This is a genomic window from Pararhizobium sp. LjRoot238 (assembly GCF_964252955.1).
In the GTDB taxonomy this organism is placed as follows: Bacteria; Pseudomonadota; Alphaproteobacteria; order Rhizobiales; family Rhizobiaceae; genus Pararhizobium.
Map to the genome: position 1 here is coordinate 107,485 of NZ_CAXUPP020000002.1, position 14,903 is coordinate 122,387.

The 14,903-nt window shown below is 56.7% G+C and carries 17 protein-coding genes and 1 pseudogene; 3 read left to right on the forward strand and 15 right to left on the reverse strand.

Features of this window, described 5'->3' with window-relative positions; translation table 11 throughout:
• Positions 1–135: 135 nt before the first annotated feature.
• The 8 genes from ACSQ3F_RS21490 to tnpB (ACSQ3F_RS21525) all read right to left on the reverse strand — a co-directional run bounded on the left by ACSQ3F_RS21490 (position 136) and on the right by tnpB (ACSQ3F_RS21525) (position 7,951).
• A complete protein-coding gene (locus ACSQ3F_RS21490) occupies positions 136–1,101 on the reverse strand; it encodes a hypothetical protein (RefSeq protein WP_436102302.1) in 966 nt (321 codons plus the stop codon).
• The gene (locus tag ACSQ3F_RS21495) at positions 1,094–2,566 is read right to left on the reverse strand and encodes an N-6 DNA methylase (RefSeq protein ID WP_436102303.1); all 1,473 of its coding nucleotides are present in this window, start codon (positions 2,564–2,566) and stop codon (positions 1,094–1,096) included. Before ACSQ3F_RS21495 ends, ACSQ3F_RS21490 begins: the two co-directional genes overlap by 8 nt.
• A 183-nt stretch (positions 2,567–2,749) precedes the next feature.
• The gene (locus tag ACSQ3F_RS21500) at positions 2,750–3,721 is read right to left on the reverse strand and encodes a hypothetical protein (protein WP_436102304.1); all 972 of its coding nucleotides are present in this window, start codon (positions 3,719–3,721) and stop codon (positions 2,750–2,752) included.
• Positions 3,711–4,817: a DUF262 domain-containing protein gene (locus tag ACSQ3F_RS21505; protein ID WP_436102305.1), complete on the reverse strand. Its 1,107-nt coding sequence runs from the start codon at positions 4,815–4,817 to the stop codon at positions 3,711–3,713. Before ACSQ3F_RS21505 ends, ACSQ3F_RS21500 begins: the two co-directional genes overlap by 11 nt.
• A 192-nt stretch (positions 4,818–5,009) precedes the next feature.
• On the reverse strand, positions 5,010–5,375 hold the full coding sequence (locus ACSQ3F_RS21510) for a hypothetical protein (RefSeq protein WP_436102306.1): 366 nt from the start codon (positions 5,373–5,375) through the stop codon (positions 5,010–5,012).
• Between the two features lies 1 nt (position 5,376).
• A complete protein-coding gene (locus ACSQ3F_RS21515; RefSeq protein ID WP_436102307.1) occupies positions 5,377–5,976 on the reverse strand; it encodes a DUF4238 domain-containing protein in 600 nt (199 codons plus the stop codon).
• 99 nt (positions 5,977–6,075) lie between these two features.
• Positions 6,076–7,728: an IS66 family transposase gene (tnpC, locus tag ACSQ3F_RS21520; protein ID WP_436102308.1), complete on the reverse strand. Its 1,653-nt coding sequence runs from the start codon at positions 7,726–7,728 to the stop codon at positions 6,076–6,078.
• A gap of 64 nt (positions 7,729–7,792) precedes the next feature.
• A complete protein-coding gene (tnpB, locus tag ACSQ3F_RS21525) occupies positions 7,793–7,951 on the reverse strand; it encodes an IS66 family insertion sequence element accessory protein TnpB (protein ID WP_436099829.1) in 159 nt (52 codons plus the stop codon).
• Positions 7,952–8,007: 56 nt separating this feature from the next.
• Here tnpB (ACSQ3F_RS21525) and ACSQ3F_RS21530 point away from each other — a divergent pair.
• The 3 genes and pseudogenes from ACSQ3F_RS21530 to ACSQ3F_RS21540 form a co-directional block, all read left to right on the forward strand.
• Positions 8,008–8,241 (forward strand): annotated as a pseudogene (locus ACSQ3F_RS21530) (DUF5372 family protein); the annotation flags it as partial.
• 194 nt (positions 8,242–8,435) lie between these two features.
• Positions 8,436–8,897 (forward strand): helix-turn-helix domain-containing protein, encoded by a 462-nt coding sequence (locus tag ACSQ3F_RS21535; protein ID WP_436099830.1) that lies wholly within the window; start codon positions 8,436–8,438, stop codon positions 8,895–8,897.
• A 292-nt stretch (positions 8,898–9,189) separates the two neighbouring features.
• Positions 9,190–11,259 (forward strand): recombinase family protein, encoded by a 2,070-nt coding sequence (locus ACSQ3F_RS21540; protein WP_436099831.1) that lies wholly within the window; start codon positions 9,190–9,192, stop codon positions 11,257–11,259.
• On the opposite strand, the gene tnpB (ACSQ3F_RS21545) is transcribed toward ACSQ3F_RS21540, so the two are convergent.
• The 7 genes from tnpB (ACSQ3F_RS21545) to ACSQ3F_RS21575 all read right to left on the reverse strand — a co-directional run bounded on the left by tnpB (ACSQ3F_RS21545) (position 11,197) and on the right by ACSQ3F_RS21575 (position 14,802).
• Positions 11,197–11,508, reverse strand: coding sequence for an IS66 family insertion sequence element accessory protein TnpB (gene tnpB / locus ACSQ3F_RS21545; protein WP_436102309.1), 312 nt, complete (start codon positions 11,506–11,508; stop codon positions 11,197–11,199). The genes ACSQ3F_RS21540 and tnpB (ACSQ3F_RS21545) overlap by 63 nt on opposite strands.
• 17 nt (positions 11,509–11,525) lie before the next feature.
• On the reverse strand, positions 11,526–11,981 hold the full coding sequence (gene tnpA / locus ACSQ3F_RS21550) for an IS66-like element accessory protein TnpA (RefSeq protein ID WP_436102310.1): 456 nt from the start codon (positions 11,979–11,981) through the stop codon (positions 11,526–11,528).
• A gap of 49 nt (positions 11,982–12,030) precedes the next feature.
• Positions 12,031–12,441, reverse strand: a complete 411-nt coding sequence (locus ACSQ3F_RS21555) for a DUF4238 domain-containing protein (RefSeq protein ID WP_436102311.1) — start codon at positions 12,439–12,441, stop codon at positions 12,031–12,033.
• Positions 12,441–12,704: a hypothetical protein gene (locus tag ACSQ3F_RS21560; RefSeq protein WP_436102312.1), complete on the reverse strand. Its 264-nt coding sequence runs from the start codon at positions 12,702–12,704 to the stop codon at positions 12,441–12,443. The genes ACSQ3F_RS21555 and ACSQ3F_RS21560 overlap by 1 nt, the downstream gene beginning before the upstream one ends.
• Positions 12,705–12,749: 45 nt before the next feature.
• Positions 12,750–13,214 (reverse strand): hypothetical protein, encoded by a 465-nt coding sequence (locus ACSQ3F_RS21565; RefSeq protein WP_436102313.1) that lies wholly within the window; start codon positions 13,212–13,214, stop codon positions 12,750–12,752.
• Positions 13,215–13,457: 243 nt separating this feature from the next.
• Positions 13,458–14,078 (reverse strand): hypothetical protein, encoded by a 621-nt coding sequence (locus ACSQ3F_RS21570; RefSeq protein ID WP_436102314.1) that lies wholly within the window; start codon positions 14,076–14,078, stop codon positions 13,458–13,460.
• 259 nt (positions 14,079–14,337) lie between these two features.
• On the reverse strand, positions 14,338–14,802 hold the full coding sequence (locus ACSQ3F_RS21575; RefSeq protein ID WP_436102315.1) for an MAPEG family protein: 465 nt from the start codon (positions 14,800–14,802) through the stop codon (positions 14,338–14,340).
• Positions 14,803–14,903: the final 101 nt, after the last annotated feature.

A 14,903-nucleotide genomic window follows, 5' to 3' on the forward strand; every position in this document is an offset into this window, starting at 1 on the left:
GCAAATGCCTGGGATGCCAATCCGCGAACAACCGGAGCATGCATGATTGATGAGATTGCGCACAGCTTTCACAGGCGCCCCCTAAACAGCCCAGGCTCCAGCCAGGTGTGGTGCGGCCAGCAATGGGGTTGCCAGTCATTCAACTAAGCGGGCAGCATAATCGAATTCGGGATAGCCATTGTGCGGGACAAAGGCGGGCGAGTCCGGCGACCATTCAAGACGTTGCGTAACGCTCTTGAGATCAGGTGCTGCGTAGACGAAACGCTCGTCATAGCGGAGATAAAGTGTCTGGAAAAACTGCTCAAGGCGCAACGGGCTGTCCTCAGCAGGATAGCAGGGCAGGAGCGTGCCGAGCTCGGCATCCGCCATCTCTACCATTGCGAGAGCCACGGCTTCGTATCGCGATACGTCGTCTCGAATGCCACGGCGCCCGGTCAACTCGCGTAGCGCAGAATGAAACCGGATAATCGATTCCACCGGCGCACCGCCAACGGCCATGGCAATATCATTGGCCTTCAACTGCCGGGCCGGCGGAGCATGCTCGTCAGAGGCGGCAATCGCGGCTGCTTCTTCGATCTGCCGATTGGCCCGGATCACGAAGAGATAGCCGAAGACCATTGCGGGATAGGTTATGTGCAGATTTGTGCACTCGCCGATGGTCTCTTCCATGCGATTGGTGAGGTTGCGAAAGGCGCCTGTCATGCCTTTGCAAGAGATGGACAGAACCGGCCCAAGCCCGGGCTTGTTGACCACGACATCGACATTCTTGGTTTTCAGTCCGCCCAATATGGTCGCTTCGCCGCCGGCCGCCAATTCGGGCTCATACCGGAGCAGCCACTTACCCTTGGCTTTGCGAAACGAAAAGGGTGGGCGCGGCGTGATTTCCTCGGGGCGGAAACCGCCCTCGATGACCAAGCGGCAGGCAACATACCAATGCAAGGGTTTGATGTGCTGCTGGCTCTGCGTCACTCCCGTGTAGGAAGCAAAATGCGTAAGAGCTTGGCGCTCATTGGTCCATTGGCACGTTTTCGGAAAATCCGGATCCTCGATCGGTGTGGTACCTTCGGGCAGTTCCTCCTGTTCGGGCTCGTTATCAGACATAATGTCTCCAGCGACGCATGGTGGAGACGGCGTCGGCCATAACGTGACCGTCCAGTTGCGGGAGCAAATCCTCTGGCGGAAGAAGAATTTGCCCTGCCTCGCGCGGTTCAAGTTTCAACATACCGCCGCCGAGGGGATGCCCCTCGATTTCCCGGCTAAGGGACAGGAAGTTGCTGTCCCAATGCTTCACCAGGGAACCCATGGCGGCCTTGTCGCGCACGCGTACGCCGTGGACGGAATTGGTGCAGGTTGCGCCTGCGGCGTTACGCACCAAACTTGCGGACACGCCAGACATGTAAGAGAGAAAGAAGTCGGGCATCTGCACGTCCGGGACGGAATACCATGGATCGCGCACCCTGCACTTATAGGCCTCGCGAGCCTCAAGGCCGCCGGCACTGTCAAGATAGCGCCGCACAGGGGTCGGCAGTGTTGCCGCGCTGGTCTTGGGCAGACGCAGCAGCATCACCGCTTCATCCGCTGCGCGCCACTTGTCGATGGTTGACTTCGTCAGTTGATTGGCTGGCAGCGCGCGACCGTTGCGAACCGCCGGATGGAGGAGGGCAGAGGGAATACCCAGCTTGTCGGCCTGCGACGGCCGCAGATGGAAAAAGTCGTTGGCGCCAGAGACGTAGCCTATGCCGACGCTTGCAATCTCACCGAACCGTCTTGACCTCTCGTGTATTGCTGCCATGCGGTAGAGATCGCGGGCCGCCTCGGGCAAAAGGAACGGGCGCAGGCGTCGATTCCAGATGGTTCGCCATTCTGAAACAGGGATTTTCAGGGCATTGGCAGGAGGTCGCGTCGACTTGCCCGGCTTGAAATTGTCGACAGCGGTAAAGCGGATTTCGCCGGTTTGCCCGCCGAAACCTTCGGTATAGAGCAACCAGCAGTCTTCCGAGAGCTCCGGAAACAGTTTGGAGCGTACCGCCACCACGTGCACCACTTCGAAATTGTCGACCAGGTATTCGATCAGCGGCGCGGCGTAGGGCGCGTGGCCGATCTCGGCGGGTACAACAAATGCCATGCGGCCGCCGGTCTTCAGCACTCCAGCCGTCGCGACGAGGAAGGGCGCCCAGGAGGAAGCAAGGCCAGAGAACTTCGCACCCAGTGACCGGCACAGGGAAAGGGCGCGCTCACGCACCGGCCCCTTGAAGCTTTGATATCGGATGAAAGGCGGATTGCCTGCCGCGCATTCGAAACGCTCGGAGGTCTCCGCAGCCCATGCGAAGAAATCGCCTTCGTGAACCAGGGCCCATGGGGCGCGATACATGGCGACCTTGGCAGATTCGGGATCCTGTTCGATACCAACCGTATTTCGATGACTAGCGATAAACCGTCCGTCTCCGCACGACGGGTCGAGCATGCGGTCATTTTCATCATGAACCGCCCAGCGCACGAGGTTCCCCACCACCGGATCCGGTGTGTAGTAGGCCCCTGCTTCCTTCTGTGTCAGGCGTCTAGCCATGCTTCCCCCAGCCGATTCGTCGTCAGCTTATAGCAGAGTATGTTTCCGAATTGTTCTCAAGTCGAAAGATCAACAGGTTTTCGCGGTTCGTTGCCCAGAGCGTTCCGCCGGGCGCCCTGGCCCCACCGTCGCGGATAGGAGGGGACGCCTCGGTAGCCGCCCGAACCCGTTTAAAACCCGCGCTTAGAACGTCGTGATCACTTTGGGCACAAGAGAATTCAAGCTGGCCGGCACATTCACGGATTTTGAGAGCCTAATTGGCCGGAAATATCGGGATTTGGCGGCTTTCGAGAGAAGATCGGCTACTTTGAATGAATGACGAGCTAGGACGGCCTGAATGACAATCGAATAGGGCGAGAGATTCAACTCGTTGACGCCTCTGCCGATGTTGGATTCCTCGTCGAGGTACTTCATGCACTGCTCAACGGTAACACCAAGTGTCCGTAAGGCAGATCCGATTACTTTAGCCAGACGTTGTAGATCCTTGGGAAGGGCGGCAGGAACGAAGCGACTCCGTAACTGCACTATTATTTCATGTATTCCAACGAAATCATCAAATTCCTTGGCGATAATTTGTGATCCTGCGAGACTTTCAAAGCGTTCGATTGACAACTCTGCATGCTCGAGCATGGCTCGGATTTGAGAAGCCACGCGAAACCTCGCCCAGCTCACTTCATCAGTTTTATATGTTAGATCATGGGTGGCGATGCCCCAAGCGTGCTGTAAGAACGTTTTGATCTGAATTTCAAAGATGACGCTGTGAATCTCTGTTGACCCCGCATATCCGGGCTTAAGTCGCACATACATTCGCAGATCGTCGAACTGGAAGTCAGTGGGTCGGTTCGTTGTCTTGTCGGAAGCGAGTGGTCGTCGGGCGACCACATCGAAATTATCTTCGACGATCTTAGTAGCCTTCGCAATTTCGGACGAATTCCGCACGACCCATGTGCAGGCGTAGAAATCGTCGATTACGAGGTTTTCATCGCACAATCCGGCCTCGACCTTGAGCGCAAAACTCTCGTCGCTTTTGAGCCGTGATACGAAATGCCAATTCTCGTCGAAAAGATTTCGACCAGATTCGACCTGGACTTTAACGCGCTCGTTTATAACAAGCTGATCCGAGAAGGCGTCTCGGATTGTCTTTTCAATTTTCAATTTTCAGTGCTTTTCGTAGAGCTGTGAGACGTCTTAATCTCTGAGGATATTCCGTAGTGGCACTTTGGTTTGCGTCGAAATAACTTTGCGCCTCTTCGCTGAAGACGGGAGCTGCCGGTAGCGAGCTTTCGGTGCTTCCCTGGGTGATTGCATCCAGCCGTTTTCTTTCGGCGGAGATGGCAGCCACCTCTTTCATGAACGTAACATATCCCTTCGTCAGCTCGTCCGCGGACGGAAGCTGTTTAGTGTCGAGTACCAAAATGGCCCACAGGACGTAGGTATTGGACACGCTAGAAAGAAACTGCGAGACGGAATTGTCTAGCTCGTAAACTTTCGCCAGGATGGTGCGCGCATCCGAAAGTCTGGTCGCGAAATCATCTGGATCAAACGGATTGTCTGGATCCGTAATATCCTCATGCTCCGCGTAAGCGATATCGATCAAGTCGTGATCAAAGCCGACGATCTGCCTATCTAGCAGAATCATAAACAATTCCGCTATGAACTGGACATCAGCCATTCTCCTGGCTCGACCCGTCGTAACGATTCCAATTTTTTTCCAAATTTGCTCGTCAACTTCGCTGTCTACCTGACGACTGAACCAGCCATCGTACCGCGCATTCCTCAGCTCTTGTTGAGTAAGCTTCCTTGAGTTCTTGTTCATTCTTTCAAAAATTTCGTTCACAACGGCGCTGTCAACGTCATCGAAATACTCGACCACAAATGGGTAGTTCAGGAAACGATTTCTGATCACCGTGTCGCTTATGATGTCAGGCCATTTTTTATTATTCAGACGCTCGTCCCCGTAATTTTCAGGCAGCCGAATTTTACCCTGCGCGAATCGAATTATGGTTTCAATGCGCTGCTTGCCATCCACGACGTGAAAAATGGAGGCTCCCGTCGAGTCGATCGTCTTGTGAAGATAGATTGGTGGACAAGGGTAGCCACGAAAAAGAGTGTCTAGAAAATAACGTCGGTCCTTCGACGTCCAGACACTACGCCTTTGATAGGGCGGATCGAGGTCGAGCCGTCTTGATTCATGTTGGTCAAGGAACCATGAGATGTCTTGTGTGCCAGGCCGACGATTAATTTTGATCAAAGGATATACTCGCGCGAGAAACAGATGGCGACAACCGCTCGTAGCCATTTGGTTGCCGAAACAACATCACGAGTCAATGGAAGCTCGTACCCGTTAAGCCACTCCAGAACGGTTTTTCCCGCGATGTGGGTAACATTGGCCACTATGGCACCGGCGATCTGGAGATTTCGCTGAAGTCCTGTTGTTTGGCACTTAAAAGCAAGAATGCGGCTGTTTAGATCTCATTTGGCAGATAATTTGAGATTCGACGATTGCTTCCTCGCAGAGATGTATGCCCTGCATGAAATGCGATAGCAGGTTGATCTGCTGGCTCGCGTTGGCATCTTCGGCGATCTTCTTCCCTGCGCTTCTCGAAACGAGATTCATGAACGCGCTGCTGGCGACAGCATGGGCATCCGTCAGCTTGATGTCGTTGTTCTTAAAAGTTTCTCTGTTGGATTTGCACCTTTCCATGTGCTGACCACCGACGATAGACACCGGGGCAAAAGCTTTCTCACCCCAGTTTTCGACAGCCCCGACGATGTCGTCACCAAATTTCAACTCGTGCTTCTTTCCCATCCTACAGGCCCTTTAACTTCGGCTGCCGCCCCAGAGCGGTGGGTAGATCCTTACCAGGGGTGTAAAGCCCTGCCCTCGTGTTAATCTCGAACTCGCCGTCACGGGCATAGAGCTGCTTGGTGGCATTCCTTGCGATGCTCGTGTTCATGTCGGCAACCTGATCGCGTCGGAAATTCCGGTTCGGTGGCTGTTTGACGAATAGCCCGATGAGCGCGAGCTCTGGCGCGATCGGAAACATGATAATCGTGCCGGCAAGTCCAAATCCCGGAGAGTGTGGCCCCCAATCTTTTCCGTCAGCCCAAGCCAGAACCACAGGGTCGTCGCAGGTGATGAACGTGGTCCCTGGTGCCGCTGAGGCGAATGACCAGCTCCTGCGAGCCAACTGTTCGACGACCGTCGGAACCGAATCGAGCTCCAGACCTATGAGGTAGGTCTGATCGATCGCGATCTTATATTCGCCGCGCTCAATGAACGCCTTCATGTCCTCATAGCTGATGTCGTCTCGGATCGGTGCGCCTTGCTGGCGAGCTTCTCGGATCGAGTCGTGATAGCGACCCTTATCCTGAACCGTCATCCGCATCGTGCCATTGGCGATCTTCACAGTATGCGGCGTCTCCGTCCCATTGATTATGCGGTTGCACCGGTCAGGTCTTTTGCTTGCTGGTGGTGCTATGAGCACGTCGGGGAGTCCCGGACGAGGTCACTGTGAGGCGCTGGTCCGTTGCGCATAGGCCCATGGCATAAGGGCGTCGATATCTTTGGCGAGATGACCATTTGCGAGGCTGATGAAGAGATCGCGCAGGTAGGCGTAGGGCTCGACACCATTCATTTTGCAGCTTCCGATCAGGCTGGCAAAGCGGGCCCAGTTTCGGCCGCCCTCGTCATGCCCGGCAAACAGCGCGTTCCGGCGGTTCATGGCCGGGCTGCGTATGGCGTTTTCGACCAGGTTTGAATCGATGTCGACGCAGCCGTCGTCGAGGAATAGCCGAAAGCCATCCTGGCGTTTCAGCATATAGGCCATGGCCTCACCGAGATCGGACTTGCGCGAGACGCGCGCGGCTTGAGCGGACAGCCAGGTGAAGAACTCATCCACCAATGGGCGGGACAGGTGTTGGCGGACATCCCGGCGATATTCGGGATCACGGCCTCGGATGCCGTCTTCAATCTTGTAAAGAGCGGCGATACGTAACAACGCCTCGTCGACGATGGGCGAACCCTTCTTCGGCTTGGCCTTGATCAGTTTTCTGCGGCCATGCGCCCAGCAGAAGGCCAGCTTCAACGGATCGCCGCCCGTGCGGTCCAGCGTGGCGAGGTGCGAGTAGCCACCATAGGCATCGACCTGGATCGTGCCGTTGAAGCCGTCGAGGATTTCTGCGGCATATTCGCCTTTACGCCCAGGCCGGTAGTGGAAGACCACGCCAGTCGGCGCAGAGCCGTTCCAGCCGCGGTCGTCGCGCAAAACAGCCCAGAGATAGCCAGTTTTCGTCTTGCCGCGGCCCGGATCCAACACCGGGGCCGTGGTCTCATCGACATAAAGTCTTGAACTGCCCTGTTTCAGGATCATGGCCATGCGGTCTACCACCGGCGCGATCGCAGCACCCGTTCGGCCCATCCAATCGGCCAGGACCGTACGGTCGATCGGCACTCCGTGTCGGGCCATGACTGTCGCCTGACGGTTGAGCGGCATATGTTCGGAATGCTTGGACACGGCGATCTGCGCCAACAGGGCTTCGGTCGGCCAGCTACCTTCCAGCAAATGCGCCGGCGCTCTGGCCTGAACCACGCCCGTGCGGCCCTTGGGACAAGCGTATTTCGGGCGGATCGTGACGATCACCTGATAGCAAGCCGGAATTTGATCGAGCCGTTCCGTCCGATCTTCGCCGATCCGCACCATGTTGCCGCAACCACAGGGGCAAGCAATGCTATCGGGCTCGATCACCCGCTCGACCCGCGGCAGGTGCTCAGGCAGCGAGCGCGTCTTGCGCTGTTTGCGAGGGACGTCCTTCCCGATATCGGGTCCGCTCGCCGCGATCTTTTCCTCGACGAAGGCGATCTGGGCCTGTGTTTCGGCAATCGCCGTCTCAAGGTCTTCCAGCGCCAGTTCCATCTGCGTCGGATCCAGCTTTTCCGATTTCGGCCCGAACTTCGTGCGGCGGTAGTCCTGAACCTGGCTCTCCAGCCTCTCGATCAATTCCTTCAGCTCGGTGATGAAGGCGTCCTTTTCGGCCACCACCGCCTGCTCATGCTGACGTGCTGCACGCTCGACCGACAGCTCAAACTGCACCGCCGCAAAGGCGTTTAATACCTCGACGGGAAGGTCCGGGAACTGGCTGAGATCGATCGGCTGCGACATGCAGCTTTATAGCAAATGAAAGCAGAAAATCCCAATAAAACAATGCTAAAATCAAGCCAGTGAGTCATCCTGCCGCAGTCGGCGCTGCCACTCGCTGCGCCATCACCCGTCGCCAATCGAGCCCTTCGAATAAGGCTTCGTATTGAGCCCGCGAAAGACGCATCGTTCCATCCTGCACCTTGGGCCAGGCAAAGTTTCCCTGCTCAAGAACCTTGTACCTCACAAGAGAATGCAGCCTCTACCAATGCAGATCAGCAGTTAGTACGGGTAACGCATCCGTTTCATCCACTATTTCCGATGCAGTTGCCGTGTGTCGGCAGGCGCTGCAACCCGCATGGGGAGCGTCTTTTGCTGCAGACAGAGGATGCCACCGTTTGGTCCGTTCCCCCGCAATGGACTGACCTTGTGAGCCCAGATCCTGAAGTTGTCATGGGCAACGGACGGTCGCTCTTGCGGGTCGTCGACTTAATGGAATTGGCCGCCCTGGTAGAGCGCCTTTCCGGAACACGATGATGTGCAGGGAATGTAAAGATAAATATGCCGCATCTGTAAAGCTTATTATGCCGCATGGGTCTTATTCTTCTGGAATTAATTCCGCAATTACAAGGGCTACATAATGCTCAACCATGAGGATTGCCTTGACGAGACAGCAAAATACGTCATAATTAACGTTACGATAACGTCGCTTCATGTCCTCGGAGCCATCGATGTCTGCGAAGTACGACAGCAAGCGCACAAAGACGGATGTCCTTATCGAAGAGGGCACGTTCAATCCCGCCCCCGAGAAGGTGCGCGATCCAAAGTTTCGGGGCAGCGAGTTCTTCGATCCGCACGACGCCGTCCAGGTCAAATACGAGATGCTGCGTCGCGTCTCCATCGACAAGGTGTCGGTGACGGAGGCCTCCGACGAGTATGGTGTTTCCAGGCCAACCTACTACCAGGCCAAGGTGAACTTCGACATGGCCGGGATTGCCGGACTGGTGCCGACAAAGCCGGGCCCCCGCGGTCCCCACAAGATCGACGACAAAGTCCTGGCATTTCTGCAGGCGCAGCTCGCCCCAGGAGAACCCGTTCGCGCCCGGGAACTGGCCAAGCTGCTCCGCCAGGAACTCGATATCGAGCTTCATCCCAGATCGATCGAGCGGGTTCTAAAAAAAAGCGGCACGTAAACATTGCCGCGACGGCGGCATGCCCGATCCAACCGTCGACCATCGCGTCCCAGTACGAGGTATTGCGCAAGGCTGCCCTCGGCGCAGCGCTGCCGCTTATGGCCCGTAGCGGCCTGATGCTCTTTCTGCGCCGGGGCATGTGGGCATGGGTTCAGGCGCTGACCGCAACAGCAACCACCCCGCGAGAGCAGAACTACCCAGCGTCAATTGCTTGTCCGCTGCACGGCGGACACCGCGCCGTCGTTCACGTCCTTGCGACAATCGCCATGAGCACCAACGATCGGAGGTCACCATGAATGTACATCTCAAAGTCCAGCCTCATCACCTCGAACGCGGCGCCTACCTGTACATCCGCCAGTCTTCCATGCGGCAAGTCGTTGAGAACGTCGAGAGCGCCAGGCGGCAATATGCGCTTCGGGGACGCGCTGTCGCCCTCGGCTGGCGCGACGAGCAGATTATCGTCATTGACAACGATCAAGGAGAGTCCGGTGCATCGGCGGTCTGGCGCGAAGGGTTTCAGCGGCTGGTCAGCGATGTCGGCATGGGGCATGCCGGGATCGTCATGGGCCTGGAGGTCTCCCGTTTGGCGCGCAACAATGCCGACTGGCAGCGTCTGCTCGAGATCTGCGCCCTTGCCGACACCCTGATCCTCGACGAGGACGGCGTCTACGATCCGGCAAGCTTCAACGACCGGCTTCTGCTCGGTCTCAAGGGAACAATGAGTGAAGCCGAACTGCATGTGATCAAGGCAAGGCTGCGCGGCGGCATCCTCAACAAGGCGCGGCGCGGCGAGTTCCGCTGCCCCCTGCCAACCGGGCTGGTCTATGACCATTCCGGCAATGTGGCGCTTGAGCCGGACATGCAAATCAGAGAGACGATCGTCCATTTCTTCGAGACGTTCTCTCGCGTCGGATCCGCCTCCCAGACCGTCAAGGCCTTTCGCAAGGAAGGCCTTCTGTTCCCATCGCGCCTGCACAACAGCCAGACGGTATTCCGGCCACTGACGCCTTCGACGGCGATGCGTGTGCTGCACAATCCACGTTACGCCGGAGCCTATGCCTATGGCCGCCGCCGCTATCGACGCACCATTGATGGCAAGAGGATTGTGCGTGAACAAGATAATGATGATTGGACGGCATGTATTCCAGATGCCCATCCCGGCTACATCAGTTGGGAGCAGCATCAGGAGAACCTGAGGATTCTGAAGTCGAACATCTGCCACAAATGGAACGCGGGGGTCGCATCACCTCCGCGGGAAGGCCCGGCGCTGCTGCAGGGGCGGGCTGTGTGTGGGCAATGCGGCAGGCATTTTCGCATGCGCTACGCGGCCAGACGCGGCCGGCAGGAAGCCTGGTACGTTTGTGATCGCGCCCGTAGCGATCGCGGTGAACCCTTGTGCCAGGCGATCGCTGCACCTCCCGTCGACGAAGCCATCGGTATGCTGATCGCCGAGCAGATGACGCCGGCAGCCATCGAACTGGCGATTGAAGTCCGCAAAGAGATCGAAGCGCGACATGAAGAGGCGGATCGGCTGCGCTGTCGCGCGATCGAGCGCGCCCAAACGGAAGCCGATCTCGCCCAGCGCCGTTTCATGCTCGTCGATCCCAATAACCGCCTCGTCGCCGACACGCTCGAAGGCGAATGGAACGAGAAGCTCCGCATCTTGGCCAATGCCCGCGAAGAGCGCGAGCGCGCCCGGGAGCACGATCAATTCATCCTCGATAAGGCCGTCCACGAGCGGTTGGTCGCAATGACGGCGGACTTCAAAAAACTCTGGACCAATCCAGAGACCCCAAACCGCGAACGAAAGCGCCTGCTTGCCCACATCATTGAGGACGTCACCCTCCTCAAACTACCGAAGAGAGGCACAACCAAGGCTCATATTCGCTTCAAGGGCGGTAAAACCCAGACGCTCGTCACCATGAGCCCAAAATCTCCCAGCCAGCAGATCAAGACGAACCCCGACATCATCGAACTGATCGATAACCTCCTCGACAATCATATTTTTTCCGAGATAGCAGAGATGCTCAACGATCAGGGATATCGTCCGGGCTCGGTGACGCGCCGTGACCAGCGTAATGCACGCTTCACAACCAAACGCGTCACCTATCTCGTTCGCGAATACAAGCTGAGATCACGCTATGACCGGCTCCGGGATCGTGGGATGTTGACAAAAAAGGAGGCGGCTGCACACCTCAATATCCATGAACACACTCTCGCCAGATGGGCTGAACACGGCCTCGTCACCAGCCATGCCTACAACGGGCACTACTACCTGTACGAGCTTCCGAAGACAGATTTACCGCAAAAGCAATGCAGTCGATGGAACCAGCTCGTCGATCGCGTCGCCGCGCGTAAGTAAAATGCCAGCCAAGCCAAAACCTTCAACTGAATGCGAAAGAGAGATGCAGTATGAATGCAGATCGTTGTAGATCAGCACCATTCCGGTGCCATCCCATACCAGGATTTTCAGGCGATCCCCGCGCTTCGACCGGAAGATCACGGTGACCCCGGAATGCGGATCGAGCTTCAACTCGGTTTGCACCATCAATGCCAGAGCCTGATGGCCACAGCGGAAGTCCACCGGCCGTGTTGCGATCAGGATCGGCAATCGTTGCCCCGCGACAATCACGCCGTCCCTCGCATCGCTCGCACCAGAGCCGCAACCCGATCAACCGGCACATCACCGGGAACCCTTACCACAAGGTCTGAGCCGATTTCTAAGGTCACGATCCCCGACGTGGCCGCGACCGGCTCCAGAACTGGCGATGCATCGGTAGTCTGCGGCGGCTCTGTCGTAATTGCCAGGGGCACAAAGGCAGGCTCAAATGGCTCGCTGTTCTCGCAAGGTACGGCTGCCATCAGCTCCGCAGGTAACGTCAAAAGACCCTGACGCGCTTGCCGCCGCCAGTCCGAAAGCTGATGCGCAATAACGTCATGGCGACGCGCAACATCAATAACCCGCGCACCAGGCTGGAGGCTCTCCGCTACGATCCGAGCCTTCAGATCATTGGGCCATCGCCGGTTTCCACGACGGGCCTCGACAACCTCGAAGCGCCCAACAAACCCCTCACCATCCGCCATGCCAAATCTCCAGCTCTTGCCGGAGCCGTTCTGGCACAAACATCAATGGTCAAGAATATCCGGATTCAATGGGATGGAGGCGGCGCATACTCTTCACATGAAGGTCTTCGATCATCGACCGGAAGCGAGGGTTGCGGACGGCCACGTTCCCCATCAGCATCATGACCGACGAAAAATGAGCGTCGGATGGAAAGCTTTTCGTGGCGACCACTTCCTCGAGAAGCGGTGCGATCTCGCCTTCGATCTCGGCCATGCCATCTTCGACATGATTGGGGTCAAAACCCGCGACATCGATCCGGAAAAAGTTCCGTCGTGCTCCGATGTTTCTTACCAGCGTTCGGAACGCCTTCTTCGTCGACTGGTCAAAGACGAAAACCTGGCACTTCCGTCGGTCTACTGCATCGCTGAAGCCCCTTAGATAAAACTGCGGAATGAAGTGGTGATTGACGGTGTCTGACATTACTTTCCGCAGTGTTTGCAGACCTTTGGGGGTCTTACTTGGTCGATAACAGCCGATATCGCGCCGAGAACCTGCACGATGAAGGGCTCTGGTTCTTTATGGCTGGTGACGTCCATCGCAGCCCAGATGAGGCCGAGCGTCAGGAGTGTGTGCTCACGAAGTCCGTCGTCCAGTTGCTGGCGCGACAGAGCGGGTCCGCCGTCATCACCAGCATAAAGTGCTTTATCCCGAAAGCCCGCTCTTTCGTGGACGCGTTCAACCATGGCTGCTGGGTCCGGAAACCAACTTATAAAGGCATCGGAAGCCGCCTATGAGGACGGGTCCTCACCATCTTCATTGAACGAGAAAAGCCGGAGCCGCAGCGGATAGACCGCCTCACTGTCTCCGACCCTGACCCTTGCTAGGACGTCATCCGCAACAGGGTTGTGAGCTACCGCCAGCTTCAACTCTTCCGCATGACCCGAAATGATCTGAGCGTAGGTTGACACCACCGCTTTCTGCGCATGATCATGGATATTCACTTTCCCGGCCAGCTTTCGGTAGCCATGCTTTTTCGCGGAAGCGATGAACGCCGCAACCGCCTCTTCGGTGGCGTGTGTCGCGCAGAAATAGGCGATGGTATTCGAAATTTCGGCGTCAGCGATCTTTTGCGCCCGAACCAGGTGGTTCCGAGCGTTCACTGCACACGACAAAGCCCGGCCTGAGAGTTGCTCATTGGCCCGCCTGTAGACCCATTCCGCTACCGGATGGTCGATTAACGCCTTAACGACCACTATTCTCTCCCGGCTTGGAGGCCTGATTTGCGGTTCGTCATCATTCTCGCGAGTATGCAGAAGAAGCTGATTCCGAACGATATTCGCATGATTGAAATGCATGTGGAGTGGTTGCTATTTTAGAAAGCGGCCGGAACGCCTAGAACTTCCGAAATGGTCCACACCGCAACGGCAGCTAACCGCAAAACGCCGACCGAAACAGATCGGCGCGTGGCTGCATCGCCTCCCTATACCTCTTCACCGTTATGACGCTTTAGCTTTGAAGGTCGATTGACGCTGAAAACCTGAGTTTTCCACGCATGCAAAGAAGCTCTCGAGGTCCGCATCGGTGACAATCAGATTGTCATAGGCTGGCTTGTCGTCAGCGTCATCAAGCTTGAACATTTCCGAGTTGCTCCCGAATAAATCGTCCGCCGACCCGCCTTCACTGTGCTTGGCGACATTGCAGGTGAGCCGCAGCCGCTCCAGCTCATCGCGCTCTACGATCAGTCCTTCCGCCTCAAGGGCGCGGTAGGCCTTTTTCGGCTCGTACTTCTTGGTTTTCATGAATTTGTTGATCTCACGCTCCCAGAGATGATGCAGCGAGATCACGAAGGCTTGGCGGACGAGCGACAGCGCGGACTCGATCTCGGCGTTCGTATCGCCAAAATGTTCGCTGTAGTCATAGATGACCTGCCCGTCCTCGTCTTCCTCGTACAAGACGGCTGCGCCTGCATCAACTTCAGCCTTAAACGCGGCCCACTGCTGCTCGAGACGAGCGCGATCGTGGTCACAAGACCCTCGTGCGGCAGCGTAGGCCCGGCGCAAGTCGTCCAACTTGGCCTGAAAAAACCAGCCTCTCACTGTGTTCATCTGCAGGTTCATCACAGTTCTCCGTCATTTGAGCCGGGAGACATCCAAATTCCCGGATTTCCGGAATTCGGGGCTCCGGATCTAGCGGATCAGGTTTAGGCCGGCTTGCCACGATCAAGCAAGTGATCTTCCGACACCGGCAGCCCGCACCTAAATCTACCCCGCCTGATACGTCTGCCTTTGCAGTCCTTCCGACCTGAGCTGTCAGTCCGCTTCCGGCCCCGAAGCGGACACCCACGTGTCCGCAGTCGCCATTGCCGAAAAGGGCTCCTCACCAAACAACGCTCACGAAGGTGCTGCCCGCCATGAAGATGATGATGAGTGAGCCCGGAGTCCATAATGCCGCGCGAATGTCATGAATCTGGGCGGTGTAGTAGGCAAGGAAGTGCAGCAGACGCGTCACGACATAGCCATAGAACAGGACTTGCGCGAGAAGCAGCGATGGCGCTGTCGTTACATATACTAGCCCGGCAACAAGGAAATAGGGAATATTCTCGAGATCATTGAGCTGAATGCGGCGGATACGTTCAACGCGCTCGTTGGGCACCAATTGGGTGTCGTTCGGCCTTGGGTTGGCCATTGTCTTTTTCAGGTCCTCAGGATTTCTGAAACCGCCATTTTCGGCCATCATGCGGATCACCGTCAACCAGGACATCGCAACGCCCTTCAGGATCATCAATGTCGCAGCGATGGCGTATGCCGCGAATACAGGATTGGTCAGGCTTAGATGGTCCATGCGCAAATCTCCTCGACGCCGACTTAATGGTAAACAGACTTCTCATAGCATTTTTAGACCAACGGTCTAAAAAGTCAATATATGGACGAATCTAGGTCCTG